Below are 18,249 nucleotides of genomic sequence, written 5' to 3'. Positions count from 1 at the left end.
CGTTTCCATCCTAGCCGGCTCAGCCGCGGCGCGCCTTCACCGCCTGGTCCAGAATCGCCAGAACTTGCTCTGAATCATCCCAGCCGATGCAGGCGTCGGTGATCGAGCGGCCGTATTCCAGCTGGGCAGGATCGTCCTTGCCCGCGCTGAACTTCTGCGCACCGGCCTTGAGGTGGCTTTCCACCATCACGCCGAAGACGCTGCGGCTGCCACCAGCGACCTGGTCGGCGATGTCGCGGGCGACGGCGATCTGGCGCTCGTGCTGCTTGCTGCTGTTGGCGTGGCTGCAATCGACCATGAGCGGCGTGGGCAGCTTGGCGGATTCCAGGTCGCGCACGGCGGCGGCCACGCTGGCCGCGTCGTAGTTGGGCGCCTTGCCGCCGCGCAGGATGACGTGGCAGTCGGTGTTGCCCTTGGTCTCGACGATGGCGACCTGGCCGTTCTTGTGCACCGACAGGAAGTGGTGCGGACGCGCTGCCGCCTGGATCGCGTCCGTGGCGATGCGCAGGTTGCCGTCGGTGCCGTTCTTGAAGCCGATCGGCGCCGAGATGCCCGAGGCCAGTTCGCGGTGGACCTGGCTTTCCGTGGTGCGTGCGCCGATGGCGCCCCAGGCGATCAGATCGCCGATGTACTGCGGCGAGATCACGTCAAGGAACTCGCTGCCCGCCGGCACGCCCAGGCGGTTGATCTCCACCAGCAGCTGGCGCGCGATGCGCAGGCCCTCGTCGATGCGGTAGGTCTCGTCGAGGTAGGGATCGTTGATCAGGCCCTTCCAGCCCACCGTCGTGCGCGGCTTCTCGAAATACACGCGCATGACGATTTCCAGCGTGCCCTTGTACTGCTCGCGCAGCGGCTTCAGCCGGCGGGCATAGTCCAGCGCGGCGGCCGGGTCATGGATGGAGCACGGGCCGATCACCACCAGCAGCCGGTCGTCGCGGCCCTGCATGATGTCGCGGATGGACTGGCGGGTGCTGCCGATCAGTTGCTCGACTGCCGTCCCGCGGATCGGGAAGAAACGGATGAGGTGTTCGGGCGGGGGCAAGGGGGTCACGTCCTGGATCCTTTCGTCGTCGGTCTGCGAGGTGCGGTCAGCAGGCGGATACCAGGAGTCGGTCGGTGCGGCGGTGGTGGCGTTCATGGTCGGGGTCATCGGGGTTGTCTGGGGGCAAAAAAAAACCGCCGGGGGTTCCGGCGGTTGTCTGGGAGCGCTTGCGGGCTGTTCAGCTACGCGTTGGCCTCTCCATCCGCCGGGCGGTGCGAGATCCAAAAGTAGCTAAAAAACACGGTCGTGCGCTGCATAGGCATCAAATGTAGGCGGTGGCGCGGAGCGGCGTCAAGCGATCCGGTCACGCCGTGCCGCCGACCGTCAGTCCGTCGATGCGCAGTGTGGGCTGCCCGACACCGACCGGCACGCTCTGTCCGTCCTTGCCGCAGGTGCCTACGCCGGAGTCGAGCGCCAGATCGTTGCCGATCATCGACACGCGCGTCATCGCATCCGGTCCGTTGCCGATCAGGGTGGCGCCCTTGACCGGGTAGAGGATCTTGCCCTTCTCGACCCAGTAGGCCTCGCTGGCGGAGAACACGAACTTGCCGCTGGTGATGTCGACCTGACCGCCGCCGAAGTTGCTGGCGTACAGACCACGGTCGATCGACGCGATGATCTCCTCGGGCGTCCTGTCGCCGGCCAGCATGTAGGTGTTGGTCATGCGCGGCATCGGCAGATGGGCATAGCTCTCGCGGCGGCCGTTGCCGGTGGGCGCGGTCTTCATCAGGCGGGCGTTCATCGCATCCTGGATGTAGCCCTTGAGGATGCCATCCTCGATCAGCACGTTACGCTGGCTGGCGTGGCCTTCGTCGTCGATGTTGAGCGAGCCACGCCGGTCGGCGATGGTGCCGTCGTCCAGCACGGTGACGCCCTTGGCCGCCACGCGCTCGCCGATGCGGCCGGAGAAGGTACTCGACCCCTTGCGGTTGAAGTCGCCCTCCAGCCCGTGGCCGACCGCTTCGTGCAGCAGGATGCCCGGCCAGCCCGAGCCGAGCACCACCGTCATCTCGCCGGCCGGTGCCGGGCGGCTGTCCAGGTTCGTCAGCGCGGCGTGCACCGCCTGGTCGACGTACTGCTGCAGCAGCGCGTCGGTGAAGTAGCCAAAGCCGAAGCGCCCGCCGCCGCCGGCCGAGCCGACCTCGCGCCGGCCGTTCTGTTCGGCGATCACCGTGATCGACACACGCACCAGCGGGCGCACATCGGCGGCCAGCGTGCCATCGGCGCGGGCAACCATCACGACGTCGTACTCGCCCGCCATGCCGGCCATGACCTGCACGACCCGCGGATCCTTGGCGCGCGCCATCTTCTCGACCCGCTCCAGCAGCGCGACCTTCTGCGCGCTGTCGAGCGAGGCGATCGGGTCCATGCCGGCGTAGAGGCTGCGGCTGGCCGCGACCTGCTGCGGGGTGTCGACCTTCACGCGGCGGCTCTGGCCCGCGGCGGCGATGGTGCGCACGGTGCGGGCGGCGTCCAGCAGCGCGGCTTCGGAGATGTCGTCCGAGTAGGCAAACGCCGTCTTCTCGCCCGCCACGGCCCGCACGCCGACGCCCTGGTCGATGCTGAAGCTGCCGCTCTTGACGATGCCCTCCTCCAGGCTCCAGCCCTCGCTGCGGGTGTACTGGAAGTACAGGTCCGCGTCGTCGACGCGGTGCGCCGAGATGGTGTTGAGCGCCCGGGTCAGGCTGGCCTCGGTCAGGCCAAACGGGTCCAGCAGCAACTGGCGCGCAGTGGCCAGGCGTTCGAGGGTGGGTTCGCGAGAGATCATGGCCGCATTCTAGGGACGCCGCCGGACAGCGTCTGCGACAAACTGCGGAGCCCTCGCGCCAGCCCTCACAATTCATGCGATGCCCGCCCCTGCCCCGCTGCCCCGCCTCGTGGCCCACCTCGACATGGACGCCTTCTACGCGTCGGTCGAGTTGCTGCGCCGGCCGGAACTGCGCGGACAGATGGTGGTGGTCGGCGGCAGCCGGCAGCGTGCCGCGGAGTTCGCCGGCGACTGGCCGCGCCTGGGCGACTACACCGGCCGCGGCGTCGTGACCACCGCCACCTACGAGGCCAGGGCGCGCGGCATCCACTCCGGCATGGGGCTGATGAAGGCCGCCGCGCTCGCGCCACAAGCCGTGCTGCTGCCGGCCGATTTCGAGGAGTACCGCCGCCTGTCGCGCGCGTTCAAGGCAGCGGTGGCGGAGATGGCGCCCGACATCGAGGACCGCGGCATCGACGAGATCTACATCGAGCTGACCCACCTGCCCCGCGTGCGCGACGCTGTCGGCCACGACCCGCTCGGCGGCGCGCGCGCGCTCGCGCAGGATCTCAAGAACAACGTGCGCCGCGCCACCGGCCTGTCGTGCTCGATCGGGCTGGCGCCGAACAAGCTGCTGGCCAAGATCTGCAGCGACCTCGACAAGCCGGACGGGCTGACGGTGGTGATGGCGGACGATGTGCCGACCCACATCTGGCCGCTGCCGGTGCGCCGCATCAACGGGATCGGACCGAAAGCGGGCGCGAAGCTGGACGAACTGGGCGTGCACACCATTGGCGAACTGGCAGCCTGCGCGCCGGACTGGCTGGTCACCCATTTCGGGCGCAGCCATGGCCTGTGGATGCACCAGGCTGCGCAGGGACGGGACGACCGCCCGGTGGTCACCTACAGCGAGCCGGTCTCCATGAGCCGCGAGACCACCTTCGACCGCGACCTGCACGCCCGCCACGACAAGGCAGCGCTCGGCGCGATCTTCACCCGCCTGTGCGAGCAGGTGGCCGGCGACCTGCAGCGCAAGGGCTACGTCGGCCGCACCATCGGCATCAAGCTGCGTTTCGACGACTTCCGCAGCGTCACGCGGGATCTGACACTGCCCGCCCCCACCGCGCAGGCCGAGGCGATACGCCGGGCGGGCGGCTTGTGCCTGAAGCGGGTGGACTTGACGCGGCGGCTGCGCTTGCTGGGGGTGCGGGTGGGCAGCCTGTCCAAGGTCGGCGCCCGGCCCGTGGCCCGGAGGGAGCGCCCGTCACCAGCCCCGGACCCGACGCCGGTCACCGTCGCTCAGACCTTGCCGCTGTTCCCGGACGACGATGACTCGGCGGGCTGAACTGGCAGCGCCTCGCGCGTCGGCAGGTGCCACAGCCACCACCCCACCGCGGTACAGCACAGCGCCGGCAGCCACTGCAGGCGCGGCAGCGTGAACGCAGCCGTGACCGAGCCGATGGTCATCATCACCAGCGCGAGTTGCTTGGCCCGCAGCGGCACGGCGCGGTACTGGCGCCAGTCCCGCACCATCGGGCCGAAGCGGGGGTGGCCGAGCAGCCAGGCTTCGCACCGGGTGCTGCCACGCGAAAAGCAGGCCGCTGCCAGCAGCACAAACGGCGTGGTGGGCAACAGCGGCAGAAAGATCCCGGCGAGACCGAGGAGGAGACTGATGCCGCCGACCATCAACCACAGCACACGCTGCCACGCGGGACGCCGTGGCGGGGATACAGGGATGGCGGGGGGCATGGGGGGAACCTTGGTGACTATCGAATCGAATAGGCGTGATAAGTGGTTGATTTGAAACAGTTTCACGCTGGCACATGTTGGAACCTGCCCCCAAACCGGCTTTGTTGCACAACCCACCCCGCCGGCCGATGGTCGAGCGGTGAGGTAGGCTGACAGGATGAGCAAGCCAGCAAAGCAGAAGTACGTGACGAAGAACTGGGCGCCGTACACGAAGGCGCTGAGGGCGCGGGGCTCGCTGACGATGTGGCTGGACCGGGACATGGCGTGGCAGGCTGCGCCGGTCAGCGGCAAGCCGGGGCGACCGGCGACGTACAGCGACGCGGCGGTGCAGTGCTGCCTGACGATGAAGGTGCTGTTCGGACTGGCGCTGCGCCAGACGCAGGGGTTCGTGCAGAGCGTGCTGGGGCTGTCGGGGCTGGACTGGCAGGCACCGGACTACAGCACGATGAGCCGGCGCGAGAAGCGGCTGACGGTGGAGATCACGGCGCGGCCGAGCCGGGGCGGGCTGCACCTGCTGGTGGATTCCACGGGGATCAAGATGCTGGGCGAGGGCGAGTGGAAGACCAAGAAGCACGGGGCGGAGTACCGCAGGCAGTGGCGCAAGGTTCACCTGGGGATCGACGCCGAGACGCTGGAGATCCGGGCGATCGAGGTGACGGACAACAGCGTGGGTGACGCGCCGATGCTGCCGGAGCTGCTCGGGCAGATTCCGGCAGAGGAGGTGGTGCTGTCGGTGAGCGGGGACGGGGCGTATGACACGCAGGGCTGCCACGACGCGATCGCCGAACGAGGGGCCGAGGCGGTGATACCGACGCGCAAGAACGCCCAGCCGTGGAAGGCCAAGCGGCCGGGGGCGGCGGCGCGCAACGAGATACTGCGGGCGACGAACCGGCTGGGCCGGGGGATCTGGAAGAAGTGGAGCGGCTACCACCGGCGCTCGCTGGTGGAGACGAAGATGCGCTGCTTCAAGCTGCTGGGCGAGCGGGTGATGGCGCGCACCTTCGAGCGTCAGGTGGTGGAGCTGCAGGTGCGGGCTGCGGTGCTCAACCGCTTCACCCACCTGGGCACCCCGGTGACGCAGGCTGTGGCGTAACTCCGTCTGGGGTCAGGGGAAACTCGGCTTCGGCGGAGTTGTGCAACAAAGCCCTTCGCCGACCATCACCCGCATTTCTCGCATGACGCCATCAACCGTTACCTGCAAGACGAAAACATAACGCCTGCCATCGTCTGGGAGCAGGTGGAGAAATCCATCGAACCTGATCCGAACGCTTTCTTGCTGTTCGACGACAGCGTCTCGGACAAGAACCACTCCCATGCGATCGAGCTGGTGCGGCGGCAGTACAGCGGCAATGCCCATGGCCTGATCAAGGGCATCGGTGTGGTCAACTGCTTGTACGTCAACCCCCGCAGCGGTCGCTACTGGATCATCGACTGGCGAGTGTTCGCCCCGCAGGTGGACCACAAGACCAAGCTCCAGCACGTCCAGGAGATGTTCGACGAGGCCATGACGGGCAAGAAGCTGCCATTCCGCGTGGTGCTGATGGACTCCTGGTACGCCACCAAGGAGCTGATGGTGCACATCCATCGTGCGGGCAAGATCTTCTACTGCCCGCTCAAGAGCAATCGCCTGGTCGATGACAGTCAGGCGCAGGCGCCCTATCAGGCCGTCAGTGAGTTGCAGTGGAGCGACCAAGGCGCCGCGCACGGCAAGCTCGTCAAGGTGAACAAGTTTCCAGGCAGCCTCAAGGTCAAGCTGTTTCGGGTGGCGACGGGAAACGGTCGCACGGAATGGGTGGTGACCAATGATCTGGAACAGACTTCGGTGGACGACACGCGAGAGATCTGCGCGATCAGGTGGAAGATCGAGCAGTATCACCGGGAGGTCAAGCAGGTGCTGGGCATGGAGAAATGCCAGTGTCGATCTGCCAGGGCGCAGAGGAATCACATTGCCTGTGTCATCTTGGCGTGGAACCATCTGTCCGCGCTGGCCAGAGACATGAGGACGAATATCTACAGCATCAAGAAGGCGATGATGTCGAATTACATGCGGCAGGAAATAGCTCGACCGTCAGTGCCGATGGCGTACATTTGAGATGGCTACAAAAGTCCAAGCTCTGTGCTAACTGAGTTCAACTTGCGTAAGTCCTACTTATAAAGAAGTATCCCATACTCATCTGGTGGGATACCATCGAAAATGTCTGTAAGATTATTCATGTTTCCCCTAACGCAACCCCACCGATGAAGTGCCGCGCCTACCAGGTGGGGCGCCTGGGGTTCCTCCCGTCGGAGTAGGCGCGGCACCCGTCAGGGTAGCAGTTCAGCGGGCAACGTTGGGGCTATGCGGGGTGTTCTGCGCCCGTCACGCCTGCTGCTGCATCGCCTGCTGCGCCGCACGCGCCAGGAAGCCAGAACGGGTCATGTGGTGCGCCCCTGCCCATGCGTCGATCCGCTTCACCAGGTTGGCGGGCAGGCTCACGTTCAGCCGCACGGCACGGCCCTCGATGCGGCTCAGGTCGAGGTCCACCAGCAACCAGACGCCGTCCCGGTACTGCGGGTCTTGCGCCAGCCGCTCCATCGGGGTCGGCGCCGGTACAGCGTCAGGCTCGCCGTGAAAGTGCGCCTGCACCGCTTCCTGCACCGCAGCAGGCAGCCCTTCCCACTCGTCGGCCGCCGCGAAGCAACCGGGGAAGTCGGGGAAGGTGACGCCGTGGGCGTGTTCGGTGTCACCCATGTGGACATAGACGGGGTACAGCATGGAGGCTCCTTGAGAGGGGTTCACAGCCCGGCCTGTGCCAGGATGCTGCGCACGGTGGGCATCGGAAGATCCTTCTTCGGATGCGGCACCGTCACCTTTCCGGGCTTGCTGGGGTGCTTGAACTGGTGATGCGAGCCGACGACATGCACCAAGAACCAGCCATCGGCCTTCAGTCGCTTGATGATGTCGGCGCTTTTCATGCCTCATCATACACAACGATACACACGATGAAATGCTGTGAGTGCTCTCAGTGCTGTCGTTTCGGCCTGGGTGGCGACCCCTGTTTCGATCACCTCAGCCGTGGTTGTACAGACTGAAACCCCGGTCGATCCAGACCACGAAGAAGACTTCATCCACCCGATACCCGACCATCGGCGCCTTCCCGATACACCTGAACGCGATGATCCGCACGTCCTCGGTGATGCAGGCCGGAATGGGTGACCTGATGGCGCTGCGGGCGATGGTTTCACTACCCTGCCCATGCCGCCCGGTCCCTGCGATGTCCCGCCACGTCAACTGACTGAGTTCATGCAGCCGATCAGCGAATGCCGCCTTCTCGTCTCTCGTGCAGGCCGACAGACAAAACGTCCTGTCCAGATGCTCCAGGGAGAACTTCGGCTTCAGGTGCTGGCTGGATGCCCCTGCCGCAGGGTGCGCGGTGATCCGCCAGCCCTCGTTGTCAGCCGGACGCTGCAGCCGCTTGCCCGCCACGGGTCAGTTCTTCAGCAGCGTCTGGAAGTACGCCTTCATGGCGGTCGGCTCAATCGGCGTGCTCGGCCCCTCGGCATAGGCATCGCACCACGGCGATTCCACGTGGGTCATGTTGCGCAGCTTCCAGGCTGAATACTGCCCATACACGTCGTTGACCTCATCCAGCAGTTCACGGATCTGCTCATCCACCGACAGCGGATCGAAGTCCCTGGGTACCGGAATCGCGCCTGCGCCGTTGGCCTTGTAGTCGTGATAGACCGAAGGCACCACGGGACCATGGGTCCATGCTTCGATGCGGTCACCGAACAGCGGCGCGTCGAACAGCGCCAAGTGGAAGCCCTGCGCGTAGTACAGCAGCTTCTGGAGCTTCAGGTTCGAGATGGTGTCCCCGGCTTCCTCATCGGACAGCGACAGGAAGTAGCGGGCGGCGTCGGTGGCGCTGATCATGTGGAATTTCCTCGGTAGAGCGGCAGTGTCTCATGGGGGTCTTACGCCGGCCCAATGAGCCCCACAAAGACCCAACAAGCCCCAATTACCCACACATCACGCCGCCTTGAACGGGATCACCTGCGCCCCGTCGCGCAGCCGGTCCAGGTAGTCCGCCCACGTCTTCATCATCTGCCGACGCTGCTCCATGAACTCGGCTCGGTCATAGGCCATGCCCAGCGGCCCGGCCTTGCCGTGCGCCAGCTGCGCCTCAATCACGTCAGGAGCGATGCCCGGCAGTCGCTCCACGATCAGCGTGCGCGCCATCGCCCGGAAGCCGTGGGCGGTCATCTCTTCGTTGGTGTAGCCCATGCGGCGCAGGGCGGCTCGGATGGTGTTCTCGCTCATGCACTCACCGCCACCCATGAGGGACGGGAACACGAACCGGCCACGGCCCGTCAGCGGTCGCAGCTCTTCCAGGACGGCCAGCGCCTGCCGAGCCAGCGGCACGAGGTGCGGGCGGCCGTTCACCTTGCCGTGGACCGTGCGCTTCATCTTGGCCGCCGGGATCATCCACAGCGCCCCTTCGGTGTCGATCTCCGCCCACTCCATCGCCCGCACGTTGCCGGGTCGCTGGAACAGCAGCGCCGACAGCGCCAGCGCGGCCCGGGTCACGGGGTGCCCGGCGTACTCGCCGATGTTGCGCAGCAGCGCGCCCACCTGCACCGGCTCCAGAACGGCGGCCATGTGGCGCACCTGGGCGGGCTTCAGGGCGCCAGCCAGGTCGGCGGCTGGGTTGCGCTCACAGTGCCCGGTCTGGATGCCGTACCGGAACACTTGGCCCGCGTACTGGCGCAGGTCGTGCGCTGACACGCGGGTACCTCGCGCTTCGACCAGGCGCAGCACCTCCAGCAGCTTCGGCGCGGTGATGTCGGTCAGCGGCAGATGCCCCAACCGCGGGAACAGGTCGCGCGTGCAGTAGGTCAACCACTTGCCGGCGTAGGAAGCCGACCAGCCCTCGGCCTTACCGGCATGGAACTCGCGCGCCACGTACTCGAAGGTGCCCGGCAGCGGCTCGCCAGACGCGGCCAGGGCTTCGGCCTCGTGCTGGCGCTGCTGCTCGACCTTGCCGGCCTTGCGCGCCTCGCTCGGGTCGGTACCGGCCGCCACCAGGGCACGGGCCTCGTCTCGCCGCTTGCGGGCATCGGCCAGCGGCACCTCGGGGTATGTGCCCAGCCCGATCCGCTTCTCCTTGCCCTCGAACCGGTACTTCAGGCGCCACCACTTCCCGCCGTTCGGCTGCAATTCCAAGTACAGGCCCCCGCCATCAGACAGCTTTCGGGGCTTTTCGCCGGGCTTCGCCTTGCGGATGGCGGCATCGCTCAGGGTGTTGGTGGTGGCCATGTGGGGGCAGGTTTTCCGGTTGGTGGGGGCAGATTCTCGACCTGCCCCCATTGTTGCCCCCACATGGGGGCAGGTTCAAGCGGGGTTCCTTGGGGCTCCTTGGGCAACAAAAAAGCCCTAGAGCGTTGATTCTCTAGGACTTTTGGGCTTGGTGGGCCTTCTTGGGGCCTGATATGGTGCCGACTATCCGAATCGAACGGATGACCTACGGTTTACAAGACCGTTGCTCTACCAACTGAGCTAAGTCGGCACGGGGTGCGGATTGTAATGAACAACCCGCACCGATTGCATCATTTGATGCGCTTGAGGGAGGGCCGTCCGCCCGCGGGTGGGGCTGGTGGCGGCTCTTCGCTGTCGGGTCTGGCGACAGCGGGTTCGCTGGCCAGGCGCAGGCCTGGCGGCGCGGGAGCGGGTGCCGGGCTGGCGTCCACGTCGGCTGCACTCAGCGTCGACGGCTCGGTCGGCACCGGGAAGGCCATGCCCTGCCCGTTTTCACGGGCATAGATGGCGATCACATGGTCGATCGGGACCGCGATGTCACGCGGAATGCCACCGAAGCGCGCCTTGAAGTCGATGAACTCGTTGCCCAGCCGCAGACCGCTGGTCGCGTCGAAGCTGACGTTCAGCACGATCTCGTTGTTCTTGACGAACTCCATCGGCACACGCACCGACTCGTCGACATGGACCGCCAGCAGCGGCGTGAAGCCGTTGTCGGTGCACCAGTCGTGCAGGGCGCGCACGAGGTAGGGCCGCGTGGACGTGCCCTGAGAATCAGAATCGATGGACATGGCGCGGTGGATAACGTGAACGTGTACGTGAAGGCAACGAAACGGGACGCTGCGCTTACTTGCGCATCACCTTTTCGGACGGCGTCAGTGCCTCGATGTAAGCCGGGCGCGAAAAGATGCGCTCGGCGTACTTCAGCAGCGGTGCCGCGTTCTTCGACAGCTCGATGCCGTAGTAGTCCAGGCGCCACAGCAGCGGTGCAATCGCCACGTCGAGCATCGAGAAGTCGTCGCCCAGCATGTAGCGGTTCTTCTGGAAGATCGGCGCGAGCTGCGTCAGGCGGTCGCGGATCTGCGAGCGGGCCTTGTCGAGTTCCTTGTCGGTGGGCTTGCCACCGCTGCGGTTCTCCAGCGTGTTCACATGGGTGAACAGTTCCTTCTCGAAGTTGAAGAGGAACAGGCGCACACGGGCCCGCGCCACCGGATCACCCGGCATGAGCTGCGGGTGCGGGAAACGCTCGTCGATGTACTCGTTGATGATGTGCGATTCATACAGGATGAGTTCGCGTTCGACGAGGATCGGCACCTCGTTGTACGGGTTCATCAGCGCGATGTCTTCCGGCTTCGCGTACAGGTCGACGTCACGGATCTCGAAGTCCATGCCCTTTTCGAACAGGACGAAGCGGCAGCGATGCGAGTAGGGGCAGGTCGTCCCGGAGTAAAGCACCATCATGGCGGGGATCGCTCCTTGGCGGATCAGGGAGAGAGACCACAGGACAACCCTGTGATCCGGTCTCGGAAAAAGAAAATCGCGCAGAGTGCGTTCAAGCACTCTGCGCGGCAGACGCCGGCCCGTGAGGGCACGGCGTCAGGACATCACTTGATGTCCTTCCAGAACGCAGCATTCAGGCGCCACGCAATCACGGTGAACAGGCCCAGGAAGAGCAGCACCCACACACCCAGCTTGGTGCGGTAGTGCTGTGCGGGCTCGCCCATCCACTGCAGGTAGGCGACCAGATCGCCCACGGCGCTGTCGTAGTCCTGCGCGGACATCTGACCGGGCTTGATCTGCTCGAACGTCTTGAAGACGTGGACCTTCTTCGTGGCGTCATGCGGGTCGGCGACATCCTCGAACACGGCGCGGCGCTCGCCCTGAAGTTCCCAGAGCGCATGCGGCATGCCGACGCTCGGGAACGCGAGGTTGTTCCAGCCGGTGGCCTTGGTGTCGTCGCGGTAGTAGGTGCGCAAGTAGGTGTAGAGGTAGTCGGCGCCCGAGCCGCCCGCTCCGGCCCGCGAGCGGGCGATCACGGTCAGATCCGGCGGCGTCGCACCCAGCCACTCCTTGGCCTGGCGGTCATCCAGCGCGACCTTCATGGTGTCGCCGACCTTGTCGGTGGCGAACATGAGGTTGGCCTTGATCTGCTCTTCGGTCAGACCGATGTCGCGCAGGCGGTTGTAGCGCATGAACGCAGCGGCGTGGCAGTTCAGACAGTAGTTGACGAACAGCTTGGCACCGCGCTGCAGAGCGGTCGTGTCGGTCACCTTCTCGACCGGGAACTTGTCCCAGGCCATGCCACCGCCGGCGGCATGGGCGGGCGTCAGCACCGTCAGGCAAGCCGACGCCGCGACGAGCAGGGAAGCAATGAACTTTTTCATGGTAGTCGGGGCTCCGTGTCCGTGGGCTGGCATCAGTGCGGCTGGAAGGTCACGCGGTCAGGGACCGGCTTGCACTTGCCCAGTTGCGACCACCACGGCATCAGCAGGAAGAAGCCGAAGTAGAACAGCGTGCCGATCTGCGCGATCAGGGTACCGATGAACGACGGCGGCTGGATGCCCAGGTAGCCCAGCACGAAGAAGAACACCACGAAGACGCCGTAGATGTACTTGTGCCAGTCAGGACGGTAGCGGATCGACTTGACCGGGCTGTAGTCCAGCCAGGGCAGGAAGAACATGATGACCACAGCGCCGCCCATCACGACCACGCCCCAGAACTTCGCGTCGAAGACCTTGAGCAGCGCGACCGCCACGACAGCCCCCACCAGCACGGCCAGCTTGGCCTTGCTCGGGAGTCGTGCCTTCAGCACCGCCAGCACCGCCGACAGGCCGATGATCACGCACAGCACGTTGACGAGATCGTCGGTCGTGGCACGCAGCATCGAGTAGTACGGCGTGAAGTACCAGACCGGGGCAATGTGCGCCGGGGTCTTGAACGGGTCAGCCGGGATGAAGTTGTTGTATTCGAGGAAGTAGCCACCGAACTCCGGCGCGAAGAAAATGACCGCGGTGAACGCCATCAGGAACACGGTCACGCCCAGCAGGTCATGCACCGAGTAGTACGGATGGAAGGGAATGCCGTCGAGCGGGTGACCGGTCTTCGGATCCTTCTTGGCCTTGATCTCGACACCGTCCGGGTTGTTCGAACCCACTTCGTGCAGCGCGATGATGTGCGCGACCACCAGACCCAGCAGGATCAGCGGCACGGCGATGACGTGGAAGCTGAAGAAGCGGTTCAGCGTGGCATCCGACACCACGTAGTCGCCGCGGATCAGCAGCGCCAGGTCTTCACCCACGAACGGCACGGCGGCGAACAGGTTCACGATCACCTGCGCGCCCCAGTAGGACATCTGGCCCCAGGGCAGCAAGTAGCCCATGAAGGCTTCGGCCATCAGGCACAGGAAGATCGCGCAGCCGAACACCCACACCAGCTCGCGCGGCTTGCGGTAGGAGCCGTAGATCAGGCCGCGGAACATGTGCAGGTAGACCACGACGAAGAACGCCGAAGCGCCCGTCGAATGCATGTAGCGCACCAGCCAGCCCCAGGGCACATCGCGCATGATGTACTCGACCGAGGCGAAGGCCAGCGCGGCATCCGGCTTGTAGTGCATCACCAGGAAGATCCCGGTGACGATCTGGATCACCAGCACCAGCAGCGCCAGCGAGCCGAAGAAATACCAGAAATTGAAATTCTTCGGCGCGTAGTACTCGGAGAGGTGCTCCTTGTACAGCTTGGACGCCGGGAAACGGTTGTCCACCCAGGTCAGCAGCTTTTCGCCTGCGGAAGCGTCCGGGGGAGCGACTTTGAATTCAGCCATGTTGGACCTCAGTTCCTTCAAGCCTTCTTGTCTTCACCAATGAGCAGCTTGGTGTCGGACAAATACATGTGGGGCGGGACTTCGAGGTTGTCCGGCGCGGGCTTGTTCTTGTAGACGCGGCCGGCCATGTCGAAGGTCGAGCCATGGCAGGGGCACAGGAAACCGCCCTTCCAGTCATCCGGCAGCGAGGGCTGGGGACCGGCCTGCAGCTTGTCGGACGGCGAGCAGCCCAGGTGCGAGCAGATGCCCACGACCACGAGAAACTCGGGCTTGATCGAACGGCCGGGGTTCTTGGCGTACTCGGGCATCGGGAACGCCTTGCGCTCCGAATTCGGATCCGCCATCTGCGAATCCAGCGTCTTGATGCCTTCAATCTGCTCCGGGGTGCGGCGCACGATCCACACCGGCTTGCCACGCCATTCGGCCGTGAGCTTCTCGCCCGGTTTGATGCCGCTGATATCGACTTCCACGGCGGCACCGGCTGCCTTGGCGCGCTCGGAGGGGGTGAAGGTGCTGACGAAGGGCACGGCAGTCGCTAAACCGCCGACAGCGCCGGCGCAGCCCGACGCGATCAGCCACGTCCGCTTGGCCTGGTCGACTTGCTGGTCACTCATGTGATTCCTCGGGAAAAGAAGGTCCGGTCTGAGATGGGGACAACCCCTGATTCTAGCCCAGCGGCATGCGGCTTCTCCACATCTGGCGACGCGCATCCCTGTAGCAGGCGCGCTTAAGCTGGGGCAAAAACAACACGCCCGCAGGGCGAGATTCCGACTTGACAGATAACTTACGGCGGTAATACTTCACGCCAGCGTAACGACATGTTGTCAAGCGCTTAATCAGAAAGCAGGAGAAACCCAATGAGCATGGCCAGTGAGTTCAAGGAATTCGCCCTCAAGGGCAACGTGATGGACCTCGCGGTCGGCGTGATCATCGGCGGCGCGTTTGGCAAGATCGTCGATTCGCTGATCGGCGACATCGTGATGCCGATCGTCGGCAAGATCTTCGGCGGGCTGGATTTCGCCAACAGCTTCATCCCGCTGGCCGGTCAGACGGCCACCACCCTGGTCGAAGCCAAGAAGGCTGGCGCCGTGCTGGCCTACGGCAACTTCATCACCATCGCGCTGAACTTCATCATCCTCGCCTTCATCATCTTCATGATGGTCAAGACCATGAACCGCATGAAGCGTGAAGCGCCCCCGGCGCCCCCTGCACCGCCCGCCCCGCCGGCCGAGGATGTCGTGCTGCTGCGCGAGATCCGCGACGCACTCAAGCGCTGACACACGGCCACGCCCGCTGCTCGCCGCGCAGCTGCTCCCACAGCCGGCTCAGGCGCAGCACCCCGAGATCGTCGTGGCGTCGCCCGACGATCTGCAGCCCGATCGGCAACCCGGCATCGCTCCAGCCCGCATTGACCGACGAAGCCGGCTGTTCGCTCATGTTCCACGGCAAGGTGAAGGCGATGTGCTCGAACGGGCGCTGCGGGTCGTTGAGCGGGCTGGCCCATTCCGCTGCAAACGCCACGCACGGCGCCACGGGCGACAGCACAAAATCGAAGGGCTGCGATGCTGCGACGGCCGCGTCCCGCATCGCCGCCATCTGGCTGTGGCCGTGGAACACCTCGGCCGCCGTCAGCGTGGCTCCCGTCGAGACCCACTCGCGGATGTACGGCAACACCTTCGCCTGCCGCTCGACGGGCAGCGCCGAGAGGTCGAGCCACGAGCGCATCCGCCAGAAGCGGTCCATGCCGTCGGCCATCTCGCGGGTCATGAACGCGGGCATCGGCTCGACGGAGGCGCCGGCAGCTTCAAAGCGCCGCGCCGCGTCCTCGATCACCGCCCTCACCTGCCCGTCCAGCGCCATGCCCCAGCCGGCGTCCAGCTGCAGCCCCAGGCGCAGGCCGCGTGGGTCGATCTCCAGCGCGTCCCAGTCGATGTCCTGCGCTGGCAGGCTGGTCGCATCGCGCCAGTCCGGCTGGCTCAGGACACGCATCATCAGGGCCGCGTCCGCCACCGTGCGCGTCATCGGGCCCGCGACACGGCCAGCGTACGGCGGCTGGATGGGGATGCGCCCGAGGCTCGGCTTGAGCGTGAAGACCCCGCACCAGCTCGCCGGCAGACGGACCGAGCCGCCGATGTCCGTGCCCAGGTGCAGGGGTCCGTAACCGGCCGCAGCACCCGCCCCGGCGCCTGCACTGGAGCCGCCCGGATTCTTCGTCAAGTCCCAGGGATTGCGCGTCAGCGGGTGGAAGCTGGATAGACCGGACGACAGCATCCCGTAGTCCGGCATCGTCGTCTTGCCCAGCAGCACTGCGCCGGCCTCGCGCAGCCGCGCGGCCGGCGGCGCGTCCGCAGCGGCGGGGGTCAGCACGGTCGCGGCGGTGCCCAGCGGCGTGGGCGTGCCACGGGTGGCGATGTTCTCCTTGACCATCGCCGGCACGCCGTCGAGCAGACCGCAGGGCTCGCCGCGGCGCCAGCGCGCTTCGGCGGCCTGCGCCTGCTGCAGCGCACCGTCCGGGTCGAGCGCATAGGTCGCGCACAGGTGCGGCTCCCAGCGGGCGATGTGGTCGAGCACGGCGCGGGTCACCTCCACCGGCGAGACATCGCCATGGCGGTAGAGGGTAAGCAGCGCAGTAGCGGGAAGATCGTGCAGATCGGCCATGGGCACTCCGGGGGATTCGGAGCCATTCTGCGACAGCCAGGGCGCAAAAAAACGCAGCGGGTCGCGGCACGCTGGCCGGACCCGCTGCGCGGTCGATCAGGACGGGATCAGGGGCGCGACGATCAGGCCTTCTTGGCCCAGGCGCTGCACCAGCCGGCGCCGGCCACTTGCTTGCCGGCGAACAGCGGGCAGGCAGCGGCCTTGTCGGTGGCCTTGCCCTGGTAGAGCGCGCAGTTGGCGCAGTTCTGGCCAGCGGCGTACTTCGGGAACTTCTTGGCGTCGGCCTTCTTGGCGTCGGCCACATAGCCGAGGCCAGCGGCAGCGGGATCCTTCTCGTCGACCATGGCTTGCGCCTGGGCGGCGGTGCCGAGCACGGTGCCGGAAGCGGCGAGGGTCATCAGGAAAACGCGGCGTTGCATGGTCATGGTGGGTTCCTTTGGGGTGCCTGGGATGGAGATGAGACGAGCCTCTGAATGACCGCAAGCATACGCAGCGTCCGGCAGCGTGCCGGGGTCGGTGCAGGATGGAAAGGCCGCGCCGACAGGTACTCGGCGTCAAAGGCGTTGCAGTGGGTGATTCTGCCGGGTAGGGCCGGACCGACCATGACCTCGATCAAGGCGAGCCCTGTCGGCTGTGCAGCCGCTCGTCCGGCCGCGTGTCCTGCTGCTCACACAGCCAGCACCTTCGCCATCGCCTCCGCCGTGCGCTCCACATTGCCGCTGTTCAGCCCGGCCACGCACATCCGCCCCGACCGCACGAGGTACACCCCATGCACCTCGCGCAGCGTGTCCACCTGCTGGGGCGACAGGCCCGTGTAGCTGAACATGCCGCGCTGCGTCAGGAAATAGCGGAAATCGCGCCCCGGCACCTTGTCGGACAGGACCGCATGCAGCCGCCCGCGCATCGCCTGGATGCGCACACGCATGGCGTCCAGCTCGTCCGTCCACGACTGGCGCAGTGCCGGGTCGGCCAGCACGCGGGCGACGATCTGGCCGCCATGGGTCGGCGGACTCGAATAGTTCTTGCGCACGGCCACCTGCAGCTGCCCGATCACCAGTCCGGCTTCCGCCACCGTCGGGCAGACCACGCTCAGGCCGCCCACCCGCTCGCCGTACAGCGAGAAGCTCTTGGAGAAGCTGTTGGCGACGAAGAAGGCGATGCCCGCATCCGCCAGCGCGCGCAGCGCGAACGCGTCGTCCTGCACACCGTCGCCGAAGCCCTGGTAGGCGATGTCCACGAACGGGATCAGCCCGCGCTCGACCAGCACCGGGATCAGCTCCGCCCATTGCGCGGCCGTCAGGTCGACCCCGGTCGGGTTGTGGCAGCAGGCGTGCAGCAGCACGATGGAGCGCGCCGGCAGGCTGCGGACCGCCTCCAGCATGGCGTCGAAGCGCAGGCCGCCCGTGGCCGGGTCGTAGTACGGATAGGTCTGCACCGGGAATCCGGCGCCCTCGAAGATCGCCCGGTGGTTGTCCCAGGTCGGGTCGCTGATCCACACGCCGCTGTCCGGGAAATACGTCTTCAGGAAATCCGCCCCGACCTTGAGTGCGCCCGAGCCGCCCAGTGTCTGCAGCGTCACCGTGCGCCCGCTGGTCACCGCCTCGTGGTCGGCACCGAAGAGCAGGTGCTGGATCTGCGTGCGCGTGTTGGCTGCGCCCACCATCGGCAGGTAACCCCGCGGGCCGATCGACTGCAGCATGGCCGTCTCCGCCTCGCGCACGGCGCGCATCACCGGCAGCCGGCCCGCATCGTCGAAGTAGATGCCGATCGACAGGTTGACCAGACCCGGCCGGGGATCTTTCTGGAAATTCTCGTTCAGCGTGAGGATGGGATCGCCGGCATAGGCATCGACGTGTTCGAACATGCGGAGGGCTCCGGGCAAGAAAGGTCGCCGATTATCTGCCGAGCCACACCACCACGAAGTCGGGGGGCGATCAGGA

20 protein-coding genes and 1 tRNA gene are annotated in these 18,249 nt (G+C 66.1%); 4 read left to right on the top strand and 17 right to left on the bottom strand.

What is annotated here, in order from left to right:
* Nucleotides 1-19: 19 nt before the first annotated feature.
* Together U5O44_RS16895 and tldD are read right to left on the bottom strand one after the other, a co-directional pair.
* Nucleotides 20-1,138 carry a 3-deoxy-7-phosphoheptulonate synthase gene (locus U5O44_RS16895; protein WP_322589570.1) on the bottom strand — a complete coding sequence of 373 codons (1,119 nt, stop codon included), beginning with the start codon at nt 1,136-1,138 and terminating at the stop codon, nt 20-22.
* A gap of 208 nt (nt 1,139-1,346) precedes the next feature.
* Nucleotides 1,347-2,810, bottom strand: coding sequence for a metalloprotease TldD (tldD, locus tag U5O44_RS16890; RefSeq protein ID WP_322589569.1), 1,464 nt, complete (start codon nt 2,808-2,810; stop codon nt 1,347-1,349).
* A gap of 79 nt (nt 2,811-2,889) precedes the next feature.
* Here tldD and dinB point away from each other — a divergent pair, with 79 nt between their 5' ends.
* Nucleotides 2,890-4,134, top strand: a complete 1,245-nt coding sequence (gene dinB, locus U5O44_RS16885; protein WP_322589568.1) for a DNA polymerase IV — start codon at nt 2,890-2,892, stop codon at nt 4,132-4,134.
* On the opposite strand, the gene U5O44_RS16880 is transcribed toward dinB, so the two are convergent.
* Nucleotides 4,089-4,538, bottom strand: coding sequence for a YbaN family protein (locus U5O44_RS16880; protein WP_322589567.1), 450 nt, complete (start codon nt 4,536-4,538; stop codon nt 4,089-4,091). The genes dinB and U5O44_RS16880 overlap by 46 nt on opposite strands.
* A gap of 157 nt (nt 4,539-4,695) precedes the next feature.
* On the opposite strand from U5O44_RS16880, the gene U5O44_RS16875 reads away from it, so the two are divergent.
* Both U5O44_RS16875 and U5O44_RS16870 read left to right on the top strand, forming a co-directional pair.
* Complete coding sequence (locus tag U5O44_RS16875) at nt 4,696-5,631, top strand: IS5 family transposase (RefSeq protein WP_322586978.1); 936 nt, start codon at nt 4,696-4,698, stop codon at nt 5,629-5,631.
* A 6-nt stretch (nt 5,632-5,637) separates the two neighbouring features.
* Entirely contained in the window at nt 5,638-6,630 is a 993-nt protein-coding gene (locus tag U5O44_RS16870) for an IS701 family transposase (protein ID WP_322590522.1), read from the top strand.
* 267 nt (nt 6,631-6,897) lie between these two features.
* On the opposite strand, the gene U5O44_RS16865 is transcribed toward U5O44_RS16870, so the two are convergent.
* The 11 genes from U5O44_RS16865 to petA all read right to left on the bottom strand — a co-directional run bounded on the left by U5O44_RS16865 (nt 6,898) and on the right by petA (nt 14,265).
* A complete protein-coding gene (locus U5O44_RS16865; protein ID WP_322589566.1) occupies nt 6,898-7,293 on the bottom strand; it encodes a type II toxin-antitoxin system HicB family antitoxin in 396 nt (131 codons plus the stop codon).
* 20 nt (nt 7,294-7,313) lie between these two features.
* Nucleotides 7,314-7,493 (bottom strand): type II toxin-antitoxin system HicA family toxin, encoded by a 180-nt coding sequence (locus U5O44_RS16860; RefSeq protein ID WP_322589565.1) that lies wholly within the window; start codon nt 7,491-7,493, stop codon nt 7,314-7,316.
* Between the two features lie 94 nt (nt 7,494-7,587).
* Nucleotides 7,588-8,004 (bottom strand): hypothetical protein, encoded by a 417-nt coding sequence (locus U5O44_RS16855; RefSeq protein WP_322589564.1) that lies wholly within the window; start codon nt 8,002-8,004, stop codon nt 7,588-7,590.
* A gap of 3 nt (nt 8,005-8,007) precedes the next feature.
* Nucleotides 8,008-8,451, bottom strand: a complete 444-nt coding sequence (locus tag U5O44_RS16850; RefSeq protein WP_322589563.1) for a Panacea domain-containing protein — start codon at nt 8,449-8,451, stop codon at nt 8,008-8,010.
* 96 nt (nt 8,452-8,547) lie between these two features.
* Nucleotides 8,548-9,834 (bottom strand): tyrosine-type recombinase/integrase, encoded by a 1,287-nt coding sequence (locus U5O44_RS16845; protein ID WP_322589562.1) that lies wholly within the window; start codon nt 9,832-9,834, stop codon nt 8,548-8,550.
* A 174-nt stretch (nt 9,835-10,008) separates the two neighbouring features.
* Nucleotides 10,009-10,084 (bottom strand) — tRNA-Thr (locus U5O44_RS16840).
* A gap of 40 nt (nt 10,085-10,124) precedes the next feature.
* The gene (locus U5O44_RS16835) at nt 10,125-10,622 is read right to left on the bottom strand and encodes a ClpXP protease specificity-enhancing factor (protein ID WP_322589561.1); all 498 of its coding nucleotides are present in this window, start codon (nt 10,620-10,622) and stop codon (nt 10,125-10,127) included.
* Between the two features lie 55 nt (nt 10,623-10,677).
* On the bottom strand, nt 10,678-11,292 hold the full coding sequence (locus tag U5O44_RS16830) for a glutathione S-transferase N-terminal domain-containing protein (protein WP_179634374.1): 615 nt from the start codon (nt 11,290-11,292) through the stop codon (nt 10,678-10,680).
* A gap of 143 nt (nt 11,293-11,435) precedes the next feature.
* The gene (locus tag U5O44_RS16825) at nt 11,436-12,215 is read right to left on the bottom strand and encodes a cytochrome c1 (RefSeq protein ID WP_322589560.1); all 780 of its coding nucleotides are present in this window, start codon (nt 12,213-12,215) and stop codon (nt 11,436-11,438) included.
* Between the two features lie 32 nt (nt 12,216-12,247).
* Nucleotides 12,248-13,651 carry a cytochrome b gene (locus U5O44_RS16820; RefSeq protein WP_322589559.1) on the bottom strand — a complete coding sequence of 468 codons (1,404 nt, stop codon included), beginning with the start codon at nt 13,649-13,651 and terminating at the stop codon, nt 12,248-12,250.
* Between the two features lie 17 nt (nt 13,652-13,668).
* Complete coding sequence (gene petA, locus U5O44_RS16815) at nt 13,669-14,265, bottom strand: ubiquinol-cytochrome c reductase iron-sulfur subunit (RefSeq protein WP_322589558.1); 597 nt, start codon at nt 14,263-14,265, stop codon at nt 13,669-13,671.
* A gap of 243 nt (nt 14,266-14,508) precedes the next feature.
* Here petA and mscL point away from each other — a divergent pair, with 243 nt between their 5' ends.
* Complete coding sequence (gene mscL, locus U5O44_RS16810; protein WP_322589557.1) at nt 14,509-14,928, top strand: large conductance mechanosensitive channel protein MscL; 420 nt, start codon at nt 14,509-14,511, stop codon at nt 14,926-14,928.
* Here the strand turns inward: mscL and U5O44_RS16805 are convergent.
* From U5O44_RS16805 to U5O44_RS16795, 3 genes are all read right to left on the bottom strand, one after another.
* Complete coding sequence (locus U5O44_RS16805) at nt 14,918-16,309, bottom strand: amidase (RefSeq protein ID WP_322589556.1); 1,392 nt, start codon at nt 16,307-16,309, stop codon at nt 14,918-14,920. The two genes, mscL and U5O44_RS16805, sit on opposite strands and share 11 nt — an antisense overlap.
* 122 nt (nt 16,310-16,431) lie before the next feature.
* Nucleotides 16,432-16,734 (bottom strand): high-potential iron-sulfur protein, encoded by a 303-nt coding sequence (locus tag U5O44_RS16800; RefSeq protein ID WP_322589555.1) that lies wholly within the window; start codon nt 16,732-16,734, stop codon nt 16,432-16,434.
* A 242-nt stretch (nt 16,735-16,976) separates the two neighbouring features.
* A complete protein-coding gene (locus U5O44_RS16795) occupies nt 16,977-18,173 on the bottom strand; it encodes an amino acid aminotransferase (protein ID WP_322589554.1) in 1,197 nt (398 codons plus the stop codon).
* Nucleotides 18,174-18,249 lie beyond the last annotated feature (76 nt).

It is taken from the genome of Sphaerotilus sp. (assembly GCF_034519685.1).
Taxonomy (GTDB): domain Bacteria; phylum Pseudomonadota; class Gammaproteobacteria; order Burkholderiales; family Burkholderiaceae_C; genus Sphaerotilus.
Note: the sequence above shows the minus strand (reverse complement) of the source record. Positions and strands in the feature narration are given on the sequence as shown.